The 17925-nt window shown below is 72.0% G+C and carries 17 protein-coding genes; 13 read left to right on the top strand and 4 right to left on the bottom strand.

What is annotated here, in order from left to right; translation table 11 throughout:
• The first annotated feature begins 103 nt into the window (after positions 1-103).
• From ACWEJ6_RS02020 to ACWEJ6_RS01990, 7 genes are read left to right on the top strand one after another with little or no spacing between them, the layout of a single operon-like run.
• The gene (locus tag ACWEJ6_RS02020; protein WP_452420619.1) at positions 104-1732 is read left to right on the top strand and encodes an AMP-binding protein; all 1629 of its coding nucleotides are present in this window, start codon (positions 104-106) and stop codon (positions 1730-1732) included.
• Entirely contained in the window at positions 1732-2772 is a 1041-nt protein-coding gene (locus ACWEJ6_RS02015; RefSeq protein WP_452420617.1) for an acyl-CoA dehydrogenase family protein, read from the top strand. Before ACWEJ6_RS02020 ends, ACWEJ6_RS02015 begins: the two co-directional genes overlap by 1 nt.
• On the top strand, positions 2772-3926 hold the full coding sequence (locus ACWEJ6_RS02010) for an acyl-CoA dehydrogenase family protein (protein ID WP_397164490.1): 1155 nt from the start codon (positions 2772-2774) through the stop codon (positions 3924-3926). The genes ACWEJ6_RS02015 and ACWEJ6_RS02010 overlap by 1 nt, the downstream gene beginning before the upstream one ends.
• Positions 3923-4924 (top strand): bifunctional MaoC family dehydratase N-terminal/OB-fold nucleic acid binding domain-containing protein, encoded by a 1002-nt coding sequence (locus tag ACWEJ6_RS02005; RefSeq protein WP_452420615.1) that lies wholly within the window; start codon positions 3923-3925, stop codon positions 4922-4924. Before ACWEJ6_RS02010 ends, ACWEJ6_RS02005 begins: the two co-directional genes overlap by 4 nt.
• Positions 4921-5316, top strand: coding sequence for a MaoC/PaaZ C-terminal domain-containing protein (locus tag ACWEJ6_RS02000; protein WP_358288785.1), 396 nt, complete (start codon positions 4921-4923; stop codon positions 5314-5316). Before ACWEJ6_RS02005 ends, ACWEJ6_RS02000 begins: the two co-directional genes overlap by 4 nt.
• A complete protein-coding gene (locus tag ACWEJ6_RS01995) occupies positions 5316-6482 on the top strand; it encodes a lipid-transfer protein (protein WP_357973396.1) in 1167 nt (388 codons plus the stop codon). Before ACWEJ6_RS02000 ends, ACWEJ6_RS01995 begins: the two co-directional genes overlap by 1 nt.
• A 40-nt stretch (positions 6483-6522) precedes the next feature.
• Entirely contained in the window at positions 6523-7248 is a 726-nt protein-coding gene (locus ACWEJ6_RS01990; RefSeq protein WP_358288782.1) for a DUF981 family protein, read from the top strand.
• A 4-nt stretch (positions 7249-7252) separates the two neighbouring features.
• On the opposite strand, the gene ACWEJ6_RS01985 is transcribed toward ACWEJ6_RS01990, so the two are convergent.
• Entirely contained in the window at positions 7253-8977 is a 1725-nt protein-coding gene (locus ACWEJ6_RS01985; protein WP_452420612.1) for a sigma factor-like helix-turn-helix DNA-binding protein, read from the bottom strand.
• A 263-nt stretch (positions 8978-9240) separates the two neighbouring features.
• Here ACWEJ6_RS01985 and ACWEJ6_RS01980 point away from each other — a divergent pair, with 263 nt between their 5' ends.
• From ACWEJ6_RS01980 to ACWEJ6_RS01955, 6 genes are read left to right on the top strand one after another with little or no spacing between them, the layout of a single operon-like run.
• Positions 9241-10293: an ABC transporter ATP-binding protein gene (locus ACWEJ6_RS01980; protein WP_452420610.1), complete on the top strand. Its 1053-nt coding sequence runs from the start codon at positions 9241-9243 to the stop codon at positions 10291-10293.
• Positions 10286-10963, top strand: a complete 678-nt coding sequence (locus tag ACWEJ6_RS01975; protein ID WP_352322038.1) for an ABC transporter permease — start codon at positions 10286-10288, stop codon at positions 10961-10963. The genes ACWEJ6_RS01980 and ACWEJ6_RS01975 overlap by 8 nt, the downstream gene beginning before the upstream one ends.
• A complete protein-coding gene (locus ACWEJ6_RS01970; RefSeq protein ID WP_352352265.1) occupies positions 10960-11652 on the top strand; it encodes an ABC transporter permease in 693 nt (230 codons plus the stop codon). The genes ACWEJ6_RS01975 and ACWEJ6_RS01970 overlap by 4 nt, the downstream gene beginning before the upstream one ends.
• A gap of 40 nt (positions 11653-11692) precedes the next feature.
• Positions 11693-12619, top strand: coding sequence for an ABC transporter substrate-binding protein (locus tag ACWEJ6_RS01965; RefSeq protein ID WP_357973381.1), 927 nt, complete (start codon positions 11693-11695; stop codon positions 12617-12619).
• Positions 12620-12656: 37 nt separating this feature from the next.
• Positions 12657-13139: a flavin reductase family protein gene (locus ACWEJ6_RS01960; protein WP_352352263.1), complete on the top strand. Its 483-nt coding sequence runs from the start codon at positions 12657-12659 to the stop codon at positions 13137-13139.
• A complete protein-coding gene (locus ACWEJ6_RS01955; RefSeq protein WP_452420607.1) occupies positions 13140-13727 on the top strand; it encodes a flavodoxin family protein in 588 nt (195 codons plus the stop codon).
• Here the strand turns inward: ACWEJ6_RS01955 and ACWEJ6_RS01950 are convergent.
• From ACWEJ6_RS01950 to ACWEJ6_RS01940, 3 genes are all read right to left on the bottom strand, one after another.
• Positions 13675-14619 carry a TolB family protein gene (locus ACWEJ6_RS01950; RefSeq protein WP_452420605.1) on the bottom strand — a complete coding sequence of 315 codons (945 nt, stop codon included), beginning with the start codon at positions 14617-14619 and terminating at the stop codon, positions 13675-13677. The genes ACWEJ6_RS01955 and ACWEJ6_RS01950 overlap by 53 nt on opposite strands.
• Before the next feature lie 46 nt (positions 14620-14665).
• Positions 14666-16363, bottom strand: a complete 1698-nt coding sequence (sppA, locus tag ACWEJ6_RS01945; RefSeq protein ID WP_452420603.1) for a signal peptide peptidase SppA — start codon at positions 16361-16363, stop codon at positions 14666-14668.
• A 98-nt stretch (positions 16364-16461) separates the two neighbouring features.
• Positions 16462-17811: a S8 family peptidase gene (locus ACWEJ6_RS01940; RefSeq protein WP_452420738.1), complete on the bottom strand. Its 1350-nt coding sequence runs from the start codon at positions 17809-17811 to the stop codon at positions 16462-16464.
• Between the last annotated feature and the right edge of the window lie 114 nt (positions 17812-17925).

Below are 17925 nucleotides of genomic sequence, written 5' to 3'. Positions count from 1 at the left end.
TACAGGACTATGTCGGAACATTGTGCGGAGGGCCGGTACTGGACAGATATTAGAATCTGTTCTAGTTTGCCATTCGGCTTACCTAGCGCTTGCTGGAGGCTCGATGATCGCGCAGACGCTGGCGGCCCTGCTCCTCGACCGGGCGCAGGACGACCGACCTGGGCTGATGTTCGAGGGCGCGGTGTGGTCGTGGCGCGAGCACGTCGCCCGCTGCCGGGCGGCGGGGGCCTGGCTGAGCGGGCGCGGCGCGGGTCTGCACGTGGGCGTGCTGGCGGAGAACGTCCCGGAGCTGCTCCTCGTGCTCGGCGGGGCGGCGCTCGACGGGCACGTGCTGGTCGCGCTGAACCCGACGCGCCCGGCCGACGAGCTGGTCCGCGACGCCCGCGCAACCGACGTGGACCTCCTGCTCTGGGACGCCCCCTTCGCCGCCCTCGCCGCGTCGGTCGCCGAGGAGCTGGGCGTGGAGAGCATGCCACTGTCCACGGTGTCGTCCGCGGTGTCGTCAACGGTGTCGTCCCTGGGGGAGGGCGGCGGGCGGGCCGGTGAGGCGGCTCCTGGCGACCTGGTGATGCTGATCTTCACGTCGGGGACCTCGGGGCGGCCCAGGGCCGTCCGGATCACGCAGCGCAAGCTGGCGCTGCCGGGGCTGAGCCTGGCCGCGCTGCTCACGCCCGAGGACGTCGTCTACTGCTCGATGCCGCTGTTCCACTCCGGCGCCCTGATGGCCGCCTACGCCCCGGCCGTGGCCTCGGGGGCGGCGCTGGCCGTGCGCAGGCGGTTCTCGGCCTCCGGCCTGCTGCCGGACGTACGGCGGCACGGCTGCACCTACCTGCACTACGTCGGCAAGGCGCTCTCCTACGTCCTGGCCACCCCCGAACGCCCGGACGACGCCGACAACCCTCTCAGGATCGCCTTCGGCAACGAGGGCAGCGCGGTCGCGACCAGGCGGTTCGGCGAGCGGTTCGGCTGCCGGGTGATCGACGCGTTCGGCTCCACCGAGACGGCCATCTCCTTCAGCCCCGACCCCGGCGCCCCGCCCGGCAGCCTGGGCAGGCTGGGGGCGGGCGTGCAGATCCTCGATCCCGCCACCGGACGCCCGTGCCCGCCCGCCCGCATCGAGGGCGGCCGCCTGCTCAACCCGGACGAGGCCGTCGGCGAGCTGGTCAACACCGCCGGCCCCGGCCTCTTCGAGGGCTACTACAACGACCCGGACGCGGACGCCGAACGCGTCAGGAACGGCGCGTTCTGGTCCGGCGACCTGGCCTACGCCGACCCCGCCGGCCACGTCTTCTTCGCCGGACGCGGCACCGAACGGCTGCGCGTGGACGGCGAGAACCTGGCCGTCGCCCCCGTGGAGGCCGCCCTGCGGGAGTTCGGCGGCGTGGTGGAGGCGGCCGTCTATCCGGTGCCGGACGCGGCGGCCGGCGACCAGGTGATGGCGGCGCTGGTCATGGACGTCCCCTTCGACGCGGAGGCGTTCGCGGCGTTCCTGGCCGGGCGCACCGACCTGGGCCCCAAGTCCTTACCCCGCTATATCCGGATTTGTCGAGAACTTCCGCTGACCCCCTCCCACAAGGTCATCAAGCGGATCCTGGCCAAGGAGGCGTGGCGGACCGGCGACCCCGTCTGGTGGCGCTCCCCGTCCGGGTTGCGCCCCCTGACCGGCGTGGACGTCAAGGCGATCGAGGACGAGTTCGTCGAGCACGGCAGGCACCACCTCTTGGAGAGCTGATGGATTTCAACCTGGACGAGACCCAGCAGGACCTGAAGAAGCTGACCGCCGAAGTGCTGGCCAAGCAAGGAGAGGGCGGCCCGGCGGCCAAGCAGGGTGAAGGCGGCCCGGCGGCCGGGCAAGGGCAGGGCGGCTCGGCGGCCGAGGACGGGCTGTGGCAGGCCGGGCTCATGGGCGTGTGCGCGTCCGAGGAGGCGGGCGGCGCCGGGCTCGGCCCCGTCGAGATGGCCGTCGTGTTGCGCGAGGTGGGTGTGCGGGCGGTGGCCGTGCCGGCGTTGCCCGTCCTGGTGAGCACGCTGGCCCTGGCCCGGCACGGCAGCCCCGACCAGCGACGGCGCGTCACGCGCGGCACCCTGGCCCGGCGCGAGCCCGGCCGGGCCCCGGCCGACCCGCCGACGACGGCCGCCCGCCGCGAGGGCGACGGCTGGTCGCTGACCGGGCGCAAGGTCGCGGTGCCCTACCCGGCGGACGACGTCCTGGTCACCGCGGACGAGGGGCTGTTCCTGGTGGCGTCGCCGCCCGCGAGCCCCGAGTTCGCCTCGACCGGCGAGCCGGCCGCCACGATCCGGCTGGACGGCACGCCCGCCGAGGCGGTGGCCGGGCCCGAGGCGGCCGCCGACGCCGGACGCCTGTTCACCGTGGCCGTCGCCGCGCAGGCGAGCGGCGTCCTGGCCGGGGCGCTCGACCTGACCACCGCCTACATCAGGACGAGACGGCAGTTCGGCCGGGCGCTGGCCGAGTTCCAGGCCGTGACCATGCAGATCGCCGACGTCTACATCGCCGGCCGGGCCCTCGACGTGGCCATGTGGTCGGCGGCCTGGCGGCTGGCCGAGGGCCTGCCCGCCGACGAGGACGTGGCGCTGGCCGCGTTCCACGTCTGCGAGGCCGTCAAGGCGCTCTACACCTGCCAGCACCTGCACGGCGGCCTCGGGCTCGACGTCACCTACCCGCTGCACCGCCACTTCGCGCAGGCCAAGCACCTGTCCCACCTGCTCGGCGGCGCCGACGCCCAGCTCGACCTGATCGGAGCCCTCGTCTGATGCTGATCGACCTGACCCGGGAGCAGCGCGCGCTCCGCGACGAGCTGCGCGAGTACTTCCGCGGCTGCCTGACCGCCGAGGACCGCGCGAAGATCGCCGACGACCCGTTCGGCGAGGCGTACATGGAGCACTGCCGCCGGCTCGGCCGCGACGGCAAGCTCGGGCTGGGCTGGCCCAAGGAGTACGGCGGGGGCGGCTACGGCCCCCTGGAGCAGCAGATCTTCGCCAACGAGATCGCCCGCGCCGGGGTGCCGTACCCGATCATCACCGTGCAGACGGTGGGCCCGACGCTGATGCAGTACGGCACCCAGGAGCAGAAGGACCGGTTCCTGCCGCGCATCCTGGCCGGCGAGTGCCACTTCGCGATCGGCTACAGCGAGCCCGAGGCCGGCACCGACCTGGCCTCCCTGCGCACCACGGCGGTGCTGGACGGCGACCACTACGTCGTCAACGGCCAGAAGATCTTCACCAGCGGCGCGCACTACGCCCAGTACATCTGGCTGGCCGCCCGGACGAACCCCGAGGCCAAGAAGCACAAGGGCATCACGATGATGATCGCCGCCACCGACGACCCCGGCTTCTCCTGGACGCCGATCGTCACCATGGACGGCCGCCACCACACGAACTCCACCTACTACTCCGACGTGCGCGTCCCGGTGGACATGGTGGTGGGCGAGGTGGACCGGGGCTGGGACCTGATCGTCAACCAGCTCAACCACGAACGTGTCACCCTCGGCCCGGCCGGCAACCTCGGCCAGACCTACGACCGCTTCCTCGCCTGGGCCAGGCACGCCGGGCTGACCGACAATCCGGACGTACGCCGCGCCCTCGCCCGGGTGTGGGCCGCCTTCCGTACGAACGAGCTGCTCAACTGGCAGGTGGCGGCGAACATGGACCTCGGCTGGCTGGGCGCGCCCGACGCCTCGGCCACCAAGATCTACGGCTCCGAGCGCATGCAGGAGATCGGCCGGCTGGTCTGCGACGTCGTGTCCCGCTACGGCGACCCCTCCGACCCGGAGACGGCCGAGCTGGCCGAGCGCATGGACCACGGCGTCAAGGGCGCGGTGGTGCTGACGTTCGGCGGCGGGGTCAATGAAGTGCAGCGCGAGCTGATCGCGATGCTCGGCCTGAACCTGCCGAGGCCGCCGCGATGACCGACACGACCGCCGCGACGTCCGGCACGACAACTGGCGCGATGACCGACACGACCGCCGCGACGTCCGGCACGACTGACGCGATGACCACCGCGATGACCGACGCGGAGCTGCACGAGCTGGCCGGCAAGCAGATGGCGATGGGGGAGCTGCGCGGCGCCCCGGCCGCCGACCCGGTGAACGCGCCCATGATCCGCCACTGGCTGGCGGCCATGGGCGACGCCAACCCGCGCTATCTGGAGGAAGGCGTGGCGCCGCCCGCGATGGCCCAGGTGTGGACCATGCAGGGGCCGGGCTCGCAGGCCAAGGACCGCTCCCCGGTGGACGACCTGCTGGCCGCGCTCGACGCCGCGGGCTTCACCGGGGTCGTGGCGACCAACTGCGAGCAGACCTACCACCGGTACGCCAGGATCGGCGAGCTGCTGACCCCCGCGACCCGCTTCACGTCGCTGGCCGGGCCGAAGCGCACCGCCCTGGGCGAGGGCTACTTCGCCACCTGGAACGTCACCTGGTACGGCGACGACGACCAGCCGGTCGCCGAGATGCTCTTCCGGGTGCTGAAGTTCCGGCCGAAGGCGCCCGCCCCGCGCGCGCGGGAGCCGTACCCGCTGCGGCCGGCGGCCAACGCGGACACCGCGTTCTTCTGGGAGGGGGCGCGGAACGGCGAGCTGCGCGTCCAGAGCTGCGCGGACTGCGGGGAGCTGCGCCATCCGCCCGGTCCGATGTGCCCGAACTGCCGCTCGGGGAACCGGTCGCACGTCGTGGTGAGCGGCCGCGGCACCCTCTACAGCTACGTCGTCCACCACCATCCGCCGGTGCCGGGGCGCGAGGTCCCGTTCGTGGTGGGCGTGGTGGAACTGCCGGAAGGAGTACGGATCGTGGGCAACGTCGTGGACTGCCCGGTCGAGAAGGTGGAGGTCGGGATGGCCCTGCGGGTGACGTACCGGTCGATGGACGACGAGCTCGTCCTGCCGATGTGGACGCCGGAGGAGCCGTGACCCCCGCCGCCGGAACGGCCCTGCCCGAGCTGGAGGTGGACCTGACGCCCACGACGGTGATCGCCACCGCCCTGGCCACCAGGGACTTCACCCCCGTGCACCACGACACCGCCAAGGCCCGCGCCCAGGGCTCGAAGGACATCTTCCTCAACATCCTCACCACCATGGGCCTGGTGGAACGCTACGTCACCGACTGGACGGGCCCGGAGGCGGTCATCACCAGCATCAACGTCAAGCTGGGCGTCCCGGCGTACGCGGGGGACCGGCTGAGCTTCAGCGGCGTGATCGTCGAGCGCGACGGCGACCGGTACACCGCGCAGGTGCGCGGCAGGGTGAGCCTGGGCGACCACGCCACCGGCACCGTCACCTTCGTCCTGCCCGGGAGCGCGTGATGCCGGGCGGGCGGGCCGCGATCGCGGGCATCGGGGCCACCGAGTTCAGCAAGGACTCCGGCCGGTCGGAGCTGCGGCTGGCGGCCGAGGCCGTGCTCGCCGCCCTGGACGACGCCGGGGTGCCGCCGTCCGACGTGGACGGCATGGTCACCTACACCCAGGATGCCAACCAGGAGATCGCCGTCGCCCGGGAGACCGGCGTCGGCGACCTGACCTTCTTCTCCCGCGTCGAGTACGGCGGCGGCGCGGCCTGCGGCACGGTCGCGCACGCGGCGATGGCCGTGGCCACCGGCATGGCCAGGACGGTGGTCTGCTACCGGGCCTTCAACGAGCGCTCGGGCCGCCGCTTCGGCCAGCCGAACGCCCGGCTGACCGGGGAGCCCACCTCCCAGGGCCTGGAGATGAGCTGGCACGTGCCGTACGGGCTGATGACCCCGGCCGCGTGGGTCGCCATGTTCGCGCGGCGCTACATGCACGAGTTCGGGGCGACGTCGGAGGACTTCGGGCGGGTGGCGGTGGCCATGCGCCGGCACGCCGCCACCAACCCGGCCGCCTGGTTCCACGGGCGGCCGATCACGCTGGCGGAGCACCAGGCGTCCCGGTGGATCGTGGAGCCGCTGCACCTGCTCGACTGCTGCCAGGAGAGCGACGGCGCGGTGGCCCTGGTCGTGACGTCCGCCGAACGCGCCCACGACCTGCGCAGGTCACCCGCGGTGATCACGGCGGCGGCGCAGGGCGCGGGCGCGGGCCAGATGATGATGACGAGCTACTACCGGGACGACATGAGCGGCCTTCCGGAGATGTCCGTGGTCGGCCGGCAACTGTGGAAGATGTCCGGGCTGTCCCCGGCGGACATCCAGACGGCCATCCTGTACGACCACTTCACCCCGTTCGTCCTGGCCCAGCTTGAGGAGCTGGGCTTCTGCGGACGCGGCGAGGCTCCTGACTACCTGCGGGACGGCGGCATCGAGCTGGACGGCCGCCTGCCCGTCAACCCGCACGGCGGCCAGCTGGGCGAGGCGTACATCCACGGCATGAACGGCATCGCCGAGGCCGTCCGGCAGATCAGGGGGACGGCCGCCAACCAGGTCGCCGGGGCGCGGAACGTCCTGGTCACGGCGGGAACCGGCGTGCCGACGAGCGGCCTGATCCTGTCGGCGTCGTGACGATCAGTTAAGAGAAGCAACTCAGGGTAATCATCCCTGTATGAGTGGATTCTGGGGGATCCTGGCACAGCCGGAGTTGAAGATCGACTGGGCCAGGATGCCCACCTACAACACGATCATGGCGGTCGCCGCCGGCGTCGGGTTGCTGCTCGTGGTCTCCTTCGGCCGCCGGCTGCTCAGGGGCGACCCGCTGGAGCACGTGGACGGCTGGGCGCTGGCGTTCGGCGCGGTCGGGGCCGTCCTGGCGGTCACCGGGCTGCACATGACGCTCACCTGGCCGCTGGCCGGGCAGGGCTTCCCGTTCGACAACATCATCTTCGGGGAGCCCTCGCTGGCGTTCGGCGTGCTGCTGCTGGCCGCCGCGCTCTACCTGTGGAAACGCTGGGGCGTGATCACCGTGGCGCCCGACCGGCGCAAGCTCGTGGCGCGCACGGCCGGGCCGATCTCGCTGTTCGTCTTCGGCATGGGGCTGGCCTGCTTCGGCATCGCGGCGGCGGGGTGGACGTACACGCTGTTCGCCGCGCCGCCGCAAGAGCCGATCTCGGGGGCCTTCGCCGGCCTGCCGCTGCTGGAGGCCACCTTCATCTCCGGCCTGTACGTGCTGGTCGGGGTGGGCGCGGTGCTGTTCCCGTTCGCGCTGCGGGCCAGGGGCGGCCCGGTCACGACCGTGACCGGGGTGTGCTGGGGGATCGCCGGGGCGGCGTTCCTGCTGTTCGGCGCGCTGAACTACTTCACCCACATCGGGCTGATCGTCAACACCATGTAGGCGCTCACGGGCCCATGAACATGGGCACGGAGAAGAACACGATCATCGCGATGGCCACGCAGATCAGGAACCCGATCAACTCCCAGGCCCAGTCGTAGTGCCGTTCCCGGCGTCGTTTGAGCGCCTTCTTCCTGGCCGCGGACTTCTTCTTGCCCGCCGGCTGCTTGCGGGCGCCGGGCTTGGCGCCGCCTCTCCCCGGCGAGCGGGCCGGTTCGGCGCCGGCCTTGCGGCGGGACGGGCTCTGGAGGTCGCGCGCGGGGTCCGGGTAGCGCGCGCGGTCGGCTTCCAGCTCGCGGGCGAGCTCGACGGCGAAGTCCGCCGCGCGGCTGCGCCCGGACGGCGCCGCATCGGACACAGCCGAGTCGGACACAGCAGGGTCGGACACAGCAGGGTCGGACACAGCAGGGTCGGACACAGCAGGGTCGGACACAGCAGGGTCGGACGGGGCGGAGGCGGACAGGCCCGGGTCGGGTAGGGCCGGTTCGGACGGGGCCGGGGCGTGGGCCGGCTTGGGGGCGGGCATGCGGTAGACCGGTTCGGCGGCGACCCTGGACCTCGGGGTGAACAGCGGCGCCGCCTCCTTGACCGGCTGCTCCGCCGCCAGGGGACGCCGGGCAGCGCGGCCCGGGTCCTGATGCGCCGGGACGTCCCTGATCGCGGGCATCTCCTGGGTGATGGGCTCGTCGTCCAGCACGTCCGCGGGGATGGGCGCGGCCAGGAAGAAGGGCCGCTCACCGGGCGGGGGAACGGCGGCCCCCGCCATCCGGCCCTCGGCCGGAGCGGCGGGCGGCGCGGTGAAGTCGCCCGTGCTGAACGGCCGTACGGACTCAGGCAGCGGCTGCGGGGGCTGCGCCGGCTGTGGGGGCTTGGGCAGGAACGGCCGGACGGCCGCCGCCCGCGCGGCCGGGTCCCGCAGCGGGCCCATCGAGTCCAGCGCCCCGAGCGGGTCGCGCAGCTTGGGCATCGGCGCGGTCGTCGCCTCGTGCACGGACGGCCGTCCGGCGGGCGGCGGCGTGAGCAGGTCCGCCGGGAAGATCCCGGTGCTGGTCGCCGGGTCGGTGGCGGCGAGCGGCAGCGGCCACTGCGGCGGCGCGGGCCAGAGCGGCTTGACGAACAGCGGCCCCGGCTCGGCCGGCACCGATCCGGCGAAGTGCACCCGCAGGATCGCGGGCGGCTCCGGCCAGGGCAGACGTCCCAGGACGTCGCGCAGCGGCGCGACCGCGAGCGCGCCGTACACGTCGGCGACCGGCTTCGGCGCCCGCCCGCCGGCCAGCGCGGTCAGGGCCATGTCCAGGACCTCGCGGAAGCGGTGGCCCGCCCCGAAGGCGAGCTCGTCGGCGGTGTCGGGGGCGACGTCGAGCACCCAGGCCAGCTCGGCCCGGCTCAGCCCGCACACCGCGCACAGCACCAGCACCTCGCGCTGCTGCGGGCGCAGCTCGCGCAGCACGCGCTCGACCAGCGCCGAGGCCGGGTCGATGAGCGGGTCCACGACGGGCGGGGCGTAGACGACGTCCCGCCGGTGGATCTGGCGGCGGGCGTAGGCGTACAGGGCGGCACGGGGCGGCGCGACGTCGGGGACGCCGGACAACACGGACGCCAGGACGTCGGACGCGGTGTCCGGATCGCCGAGCTGGTCGGCGCAGTACGCGAACAGCCCGGCGGCATGGCGGTCGTAGAGCTCTGCGATCAGTTCTGTGCGGGGGCGCTGACCGGTGAGCGGCTGGGACACGGGGCCGATCCTCTTGCTAAATGTGCGGACGCTGAGGTGAGGGGTACGCGTCTGGAGTTTGTGGAGGTAATCATGCCAACTCCCCCAGGCCCGGCGCACCACTTGATCGGAAATTCCGGTAAATCTCCCTGGTCAGTGAAACGTTTAAGCCGTGCCCCGTGGGGACACAGGGGTGAGGGTCGCCGTAGTCTTGTGGGCCACCGAGATCATGCGGCGGTCGTGGCAGGGGGGCCGCGGCCCTGCCATCGAGCGAGAGGTCACGCGTGATCACATTCGACGCTGTCACCAAACGCTATCCAGACGGCACCACCGCCGTGGACGCCCTCTCCCTTGAGGCGCCCACCGGCGAGATCACCGTGCTGGTGGGCCCCTCGGGCTGCGGGAAGACGACGTCCCTCCGGATGATCAATCGCATGATCGACGCTTCCGAGGGACAGATCCTCCTCGACGGGGTGCCCGTGAGCGGCATCGACCCGCCCACGCTGCGCCGCGGCATCGGGTACGTCATCCAGCAGGCCGGCCTCTTCCCGCACCGGAAGATCGTCGACAACATCGCGACGGTCCCGTACCTGCTGGGCTGGGACAAGAAGAAGGCCCGCGCGCGGGCGATGGAGCTGCTCGAACGCGTCGGCCTCGACCCGGCCTTCGCCGGCCGCTATCCCTTCCAGCTCTCCGGCGGGCAGCAGCAGCGCGTGGGCGTGGCCAGGGCACTGGCCGCCGACCCGCCCGTGCTGCTCATGGACGAGCCGTTCAGCGCGGTCGACCCGATCGTCCGCACCAGCCTCCAGGACGAGCTGCTGCGGCTCCAGGCGGAGCTGAACAAGACCATAGTGTTCGTCACCCACGACATCGACGAGGCGATCAAGCTCGGCGACCGGGTGGCCGTGCTGCGCGTGGGCGGGCGGCTGGCCCAGCTCGCCGACCCCAAGACGCTGCTGTCGGAGCCGGCCGACGACTTCGTCCGCGAGTTCCTGGGCCACGACCGGGGGATCCGGCGGCTGCAGTTCATCTCCACGAAGGGGCTGCGGCTGCGTACCGACCTGACCGTGCGCGAACGGGCGGCCAGTGACGAGCCGTGGCTGCTGGTCGTGACCGACGACGACCGGCCCGTGGGCTGGTTCGCCGGGTCGCGGCCCGAGGAGCTGGAGCCGTACGGGACGTTCGTGCCCGGCCGCGACTCGATGCGCTCGGCCCTGGACGCGGCGCTGCTGTCGCCCTCCGGCTGCTCGGTCGCCGTGGACGAGGACGGCAGGGTCGTCGGCGTGGCCACCAGGGAGGCCCTGGACGAGGCGCTGGCGGAGGCCGCCGATGCGTGAGGGTCCGCCCAGCATCTGGGAGTGGATCGCCCGCAACTGGGACACCGGCCGCGCCGACAGCATCAGGAACCTGCTGACCGACCACCTGACCATGTCCCTGGTGCCGATCCTGGCCGCGCTGGTGCTGGCGTTGCCGCTCGGGCTGGCCTGCGTGCGCTGGCGCTGGCTCTACCAGCCCACCTCGGGCCTGATGAACGTCGTCTACGCGCTGCCGTCGCTGCCGGTGTTCATGCTGCTGATCTCGGTGACCGGGTTGTCGCAGACCACCGTGATCATCCCGCTGACCTTCTACGGCATGGCCGTGCTCATCCCGGCCGTGGTCGACGGGCTCAACTCGGTGCCCGACCACGTGCGCCAGTCGGCCGTCGCGATGGGGTTCACGCCCATGCGCCGCCTGCTGCAGGTCGAGCTGCCCATCGCCACGCCGGTGGTGCTGGCCGGGCTGCGCGTGGTCGCGGTCTCCAGCATCAGCCTGGTCAGCGTGGGCGCGCTGATCGGCCAGGGCGGGCTCGGCGGGCTGTTCACCCGGGCCTACCAGAACCCGTTCATGCCGCCGGTGGTCACCGGCATCGTGCTGATCGTCGCGCTGGCGCTGGTCGCCGACGGCCTGCTGGTCCTGGCCCAGCGCCTGCTCACCCCCTGGGTGCGCGCGCGGAAGGGGACGTCGTGAGCTGGTTGGGCTCGTTCTTCGGCTGGCTGGCCGACTTCTTCGGCACCGGGGCGAACTGGGCCGGCCCCGACGGCATCCCGGCGCGGCTGCTGGAGCACCTGGAGTTCTCGGCCCTGGCGCTGGTGCTGGCGATGCTGATCGCGGTGCCGCTGGGGCTGGCCATCGGCCACACCGGCAGGGGCGAGGTCGTGGTCGTCATCTCGGCGAACCTGGCCAGGGCACTGCCGACGCTCGGCCTGCTGGTGCTGTTCGTGCTGCTGCTCGGCACGTCCTCGATCTGGCCGGTGATCATCCCGCTGGTGCTGCTGTCGGTGCCGCCGATCCTGGTCAACACCTACGAGGGGATCAAGGGCGTCGATCCGGAGCTGCGCGACGCGGCGTACGGGATGGGGCTGCGCGGCGGGCAGGTGCTCGGCCGGGTGCTGGTCCCGGTGGCGCTGCCGCTGATCCTGCTCGGGCTCAGGCTGTCGGCGATCCAGGTGGTCTCCACCACGACGGTCGCGGCGTACACGGGGCTCGGCGGGCTCGGCCGGTTCGTGATCGACGGTTTCGCGACCAAGGATTATGCGAGCGTTGTGGGGGGTTCAGTACTGATTGTGCTGTTCGCGCTTGTCGTGCAGATCGTGTTCGCCCTCATCCAGAGGGTGACCGTTTCGCCGGGGGTGAGCCAGAGACTGAAGGTTCGATAGTCTCCGGTATTACCTGCCGCTTTAGAAGGGAAATTCACACATGAGACGCATGATCGGCACCGCGGCGGTGCTCGTGTCGGCGACGCTGGCGCTGGCCGCCTGCGGTGGCGGGAGCGGCGGTGGGGGCAACCCGCTCGACACCACGAGCGCGGCGCCCAGTGGGTCGGCCGCGGCGGCCGGGGGCAAGGCCGTCATCGGCTCCTTCGACTTCGACGAGAGCGTGCTGCTCGCGTCGATCTACGCCCAGGCCCTTGAGGCCAAGGGCGTGCAGGTCGAGGAGAAGCCGCGCATCGGCAGCCGCGAGGCGGTCTACGACCAGGTCAAGAACGGCGGCCTGACCATCGTTCCGGAGTACAACGGCAACCTGCTGGCCTTCGTCGACCTGAAGAACACCGCCTCGACGACCGACGAGGTCAACGCGGCGCTGAAGGAGAAGCTCCCGGCCGAGCTCGAAGTGCTCGACTCCTCCCCTGCCGAGGACAAGGACAGCCTCTCGGTCACCAAGGACACCCAGACCAAGCAGTCGCTGAACACCATCGAGGACCTGGCCAAGGTCTCCAAGAACATGGTCGTCGGCGGCCCGCCCGAGTTCAAGAAGCGGTGGGAGGCGCGCTTCAAGGAGGTCTACGGGCTGGAGTTCAAGCAGTGGGAGCCGAAGGGCCCGGCCACGGCCGACGCCCTGAAGGACGGCTCGATCCAGGTCGGCAACGTGTTCACCACGGACCCCAAGATGCTGGCCAACAACCTGGTGCCGCTCCAGGACACCAAGAACATCTTCCCCGCCCAGAACGTCACGCCGCTGCTGTTCAAGTCCGGCGCGAACGACACGATCCGCACCACGCTCAACGGCATCTCGGCCAAGCTGAGCACCCAGTCCCTGCTCGACATGATGCAGAAGATCTCCGTCAACAAGGACGAGCCCGCCACGGTGGCCAAGGAATGGCTGACCTCCAACGGCCTCGCCTGACGCCCGCGGCGGGGACCTCCGGCCGGAGGTCTCCGCTGTGAGCGAGTTCACGGAGGCGATGGCGCAACTGGCCGCGGGCGTCGCGGTGATCACCGTCCGGGACGGGCGTGACGACCTGGGCGTGACCGTGTCGGCGCTGATGTCCGTCTCGGCCGAGCCGCCGCTCGTGCTGATCAGTCTGGCCTCCCGCGGCTACCTCTGCGAGGTGCTGCTCCGGCAGGACCGGTGGGCGGCCTCGCTGCTGTCCTCCGGCCAGGCCGCGATCGCCAGCCGCTTCGCCACCGCCGGCCGTCCCAGCGCCCGCCTCCTGCTGGCGGGCACCCCCCACCACCGGGGGGCGCACACCGAGGCGCTGGTGGTCGAGGGCGGTGTGGCGGCCCTGGAGGCCGAGACGACCCAGGTCGTCCCGGCCGGCGACCACACGCTCTTCGTCGCCCAGGTGCTCGCCGTCCCCTATGTCACCCCCGCGCTCCAGCCGCTGGTACGGCTGCGCGCCCGCTACCGGCCGATGGGATGCTGAATGCGCAGTTTCCTCTTCCTCCTGGGCGGCAACCGCCGTGACGGCAACACCGAGACCCTGGCCAGGCACGCCGCCGCCGCGCTGCCGCCGGACGTCGGGCAACGCTGGCTGCGCCTCGACGACCACCCGCTGCCGCCCTTCCGGGACATCCGCCACACCGGCGACGGCCTCTACCCCGTCCCCGAGGGCGCGGAGAAGCTGCTCGCCGAGGCCACGCTGGACGCCACCGACCTGGTGATCGTCTCCCCGCTCTACTGGTACAGCGTCTCTGCCACCACCAAGCTCTACCTCGACCACTGGTCGGCCTGGATGCGCGTCCCCGGCTACGACTTCAAGGCGCGCATGGCGGGCAAGACCGTCTGGGCGGTCACCACGATCAGTGAGGAGGACGAGTCGGTGGCCGATCCGCTGATCGGCACGCTGCGCCTGTCGGCGGAGTACTTCGGGTCGTGGGGCGGCGCGCTCATCGGCTACGCCAACCGCCCCGGCGACATCCTGCGCGACACCGGCGCCCTGGAGCGGGCCGCGGCCTTCTTCAGCCCCGGCGCTCGAAGCGCGGATACAGGGTCGTCTTCTTCCCGGCCTTGACCAGCGTCTCGACGACCCGGCCCGTGAGGTCGACGACGCCCACGCCGTCCTTGACCGGGGCGAGCAGGTGCCGCTCGTCGTACCAGCCGAGCGTCGGGCCCCACACCGGGCTGAAGGCCAGCTTGATCCGGGTGACGGCCTTGCCGGTCCGGGTGTCCCAGACGCAGGCGGCCTTCTCCAGCGAGGTGCAGGCGGTGACGAAGCGGCGGCCCGACGGGCTGAACGCGCCGAGCCCGGAGGCGGCCGGACGTCCCCGCACGTGCCAGGTCCGGGTGACGGCGCCGGTGAGGTCGTAGCGGCGGACCGCGGAGGAGCCGTTCTTGCCCCAGCGCACGACCACGCCCTTGCCGTCGTGCGTCCACTGGAAGCCGCCCACGGTGATGAGCGCCTTCTCGATCCGGACGAACCGGGCCTCCAGCGAGGGCACGTCGATCAGCACGATGCCCGCCGAACGCGGCTCGCCGCCCGGCTCGAACACGTTGAGCAGCAGGCGGCGGCCGTCCGGCGACCAGGTGGGCCAGAGCGTCTGCAGGTACTGGCCCGCCCGCTCGGGGTCCTCCGGCACGGGCAGCTCGACCTCGCTCTCCTTGCCCGACCGGCGGTCCAGGAAGGTCACCTTCGGCGCGCCGCCCGCATGGTCGGTCAGCTTCACCTGCCGGCGCTCGTCCGGGGAGACGCTGACCGCGCCGTCCACCCGGGTCCAGGCGCGCTCGGCCGGGTTCCACGCCCACTGGCCGCCGGGGGCGGCCGTGCCGTAGGAGCTGAGCTGGACCGGCCGGCCGGACAGCTTGGCCACCACGCTCGCGCCGCTGCCCGGCAGCGCGCCGGTCGGCGGCTGCGCGGGCGCGGGCGCGGCTGTCAGAGCCAGCGCGACGGCGAGGTTGACGATCATGTGTACTCCTCCGATCCCCGTGGATCAGGGAGCATACAAGATCAAATTATCTGATGACGTACCAACCGGGCAAAGAGAGCGGACCGGCGGCGGGCAGGCCCAGCTCGGCCGACAGGCGGGCCAGCGGCCCCCAGGCGTCGAGCCGCATCCTGGCCAGGGCGGCGGACTTGTCCTCGCTGGACTCCGGGCCCCGCAGCCGCTCCAGCGGGTTGATCCTGGGATAGACGCGCACGGGGGCGTCGTCGGCCAGCCGGGCGCGCTCGCGGGCCAGGCCGAGGGCGTGCTCAAGGCCGCCCAGCTCGTCCACCAGGCCGTTGGCGTGGGCGTCCGCGCCGGTCCAGACCCGGCCTCTGGCCAGCTCGTGGGCGCGCTCGCGGGTCAGGCCGCGGCTCTCGGCGACCTTGCCCACGAAGTCGTCGTAGATGCGGTCGAGCCACCCGTTCACCCGGTCCCACTGCTCGGGGGAGAAGCCGCGGGCGGTGGAGAACATGCCGGCGTTGACCCCGTCGGCGACCAGTTCAGTATTTATCCCGATTTTTTGGAGCAAGTCAGTCATGACGGGCTTGCCGCCATAAACGCCGATCGAGCCGGTCAGGGTGCCGGGCTGGGCCACGATCACGTCGGCGCCCATGGACACGAAGTATCCGCCGGACGCGGCCAGGTCGCCCATGGAGACGATCACCGGCTTCACCCGGCGGGTCAGCGTCACCTCCCGCCACACCGTGTCGGAGGCCACGTACGAGCCGCCGGGGCTGTCCACCCGGAAGACCACGGCCTTGACGTGCTCGTCCCGGCGGGCCGCGCGCAGTGCCGCGCTGATCGTGTCGGAGCCCATCGCGCCGCCCCCGCCGAGCGGGCTGCGGCCGCTGCGGCCGCTCCTGATCTGCCCGCTGCCGTGCACGAGCGCGATGCCGTCGGCCATGGGGTGCGGCAGCTTCCGCACCGCCGCGCTCCTGGCGTACCGGGAGACGAACAGCAGGTGGGCCTCGCCGCCCGTGGCCCGTCGGACCTCGTCGTACACCTCGTCGCGGTAGGCGAGGGCGTCCACCAGGCCGGTCGCCTGCGCCTCGGAGGCGGTGAAGGGGCCGCGGTCGATCAGTTCGCGCACCTTGGCGGGGTCGAGCCTGCGGCCCTCGGCGATGCCGTGGACGAGCTGCTCGGCGACCGACTCCACGATGCGGGTCATCGACTCGCGGTGGGGCTCGGTCATGTGGTCCTGGGTGAAGGTGTTGACCGCGGTCTTGTACTCGTGCCGCTGCCCAGCCTCGACCGCCACGCCCAGCTTGGTCAGCGCGCCCTTGAGGAAGCGCTGCTCCATCGCCACCCCCGTGAGCCCGACGTCGCCGCTGGGCTGGAGGTAGACCCGCTCGAACGCGGTGGCCAGGTAGTAGGGCACCGTGCCGCCGCTGAACTCCCCGAACGTCTCGGCGTAGGCCACCGTCAGCTTGCCGGAGGCGCGGAAGCGGGTGACGGCCTCGCGCAGCTCCTGGACCATGGCCAGGCCCATGGGGTTGCCGCCGAGCTTGACCACCAGCGCCTTGACCCTGGAGTCCCGGCCGGCCCGCCGGAGGCCGGACAGCACGTCCGACAGACGGGTCTTGCGCATGGACAACACCGCGGCGACCGGGTCGGACGGCGGTCCTTCCGTGAGGCCCTCGGTGAGATCGAGCTCCAGGACCAGCGGGCCGGTGCGCCGCTGGCGAAGCTTGTCGACGGTTTCGAAGATCGCCCTGCCTGCGTCCATATAGCCACCCTAAGCGACACATTTCGTGTCGGGCCCGGAAGAGGGCCAGGCGGCCGCCCGGGTAGGGGCGTCCGCCTGGAACCTGGGCCGATGCCGGGTCAGCGGTGGTGGTGCAGGGCGGCGTAGACGTTGATGCGGGGGGTGGTGAGCTGGGTGCCCGCGCTGGCGTACGTGATCGGCTTGCCGGTGCTCCGCAACGCGTCGAGGAGCTGGTCGGCGGTGGCGTGCGCGCGCTTCTGCCGCAGCAGCGCGAACGAGCCGGCGACGTGCGGGGCGGCCATCGAGGTGCCGTTCAGCGTGGCGTAGGCGTTGCCGCTGATGGCGGCGGTGATCGAGACGCCGGGCGCGAACAGGTCGAGCAGGGCGCCCCGGTTGGAGAAGGAGGCCACGGCGTCCTGCTTGTCGGTGGCGCCCACCGTCACGACGTTGGAGACGCAGGCGGGCCAGGAGACGGAGGCGTCGAAGCCGTTGTTGCCCGCGGCCACGACGGTGGCCACGCCCTTGGCCTGGAGCTGGTCCACCTCGGCCTTGAAGTCGGCGCCGTCGCCCTCGTCGCAGTAGGCGTCGTACTTGCCGCCGCCCAGGCTCAGGTTGACCGCGGCGATGTCGTACTGGTCGGCCAGCACGTTCGCGTACGCCATGCCGGTCAGGACCGAGGAGTCGTAGGCGAGCACGCAGGACGCCGCGGCGCCGCAGTAGGGGGAGTTGTCGAAGCGGCTGAAGACCTGGATCGCGATGATCTTGGCCTTGGGGGCGACGCCGGGGTTCGGGAACTCCTTGGTGGCCTGGCCCGCGGTGATGCCCGCGACGTGGGTGCCGTGGTAGCACAGGCCGTACTCGGGCCGGGGGGCGTTGCGCAGGCACGCCTCGGTCTCGGAGCTGGCCGCACCGTCGCCGATCTGGAACTGGCTGCCGTTGGGGCACAGCGGCGTCGAGCCGTCGGCCGGGTCGGTGGCGGAGAAGCACGCCTGCGCCGCGATGCGGCGGCCGAAGGCCGGGTGGTCGTTGTCGATGCCGGAGTCGATGATCGCGACGGCGGTGCCCTTGCCGGTGAAGCCCTGCCGGTGCGCCCGGTCGGCGCCGATCAGCGGCACGCTCTGCGCCAGCGAGGGCTCGTTGAGCCGGTCCTTGCGGATCGAGACGACGTCCGCCTGCTCGGCGACCTTCTCCAGCTCGGCGCGGGTGCCGCGGTAGACGAAGAAGTCGAGCTTGCCGGCCAGCTCGGCGGGCGGCGTGGCCACGACGTTCCGCCTGTCCTGCCTGACCCCTTCCGCGCCGGCCAGGGCCGACTGCACCTGGGCGGGCTGGCGGACGCGGACGATGACGCGGTGCTCGCCCGTCGAGGTGACGGCCGGGTCGATCTTGGACTCGGGATCGGCCAGGGCGGGGGTGGCGACCAGCGACGCAGCGGTGGCGGCGAGGGTGATCGCACCGGCCAGCAGAGACATGAGTCTCAACTGATCCTCCGGGGGGTCAGGGGGCGTTTGTGTAAAGAAGTGTAGATATTGGACAAGAGATGTCAGAGAGGCGCTTGTGTTCTGTTATCGCTTCTTGTCCTGGTA

This window comes from Nonomuraea sp. NPDC004702, assembly GCF_053601695.1.
This window is presented reverse-complemented; position numbering and strand designations above follow the sequence as displayed.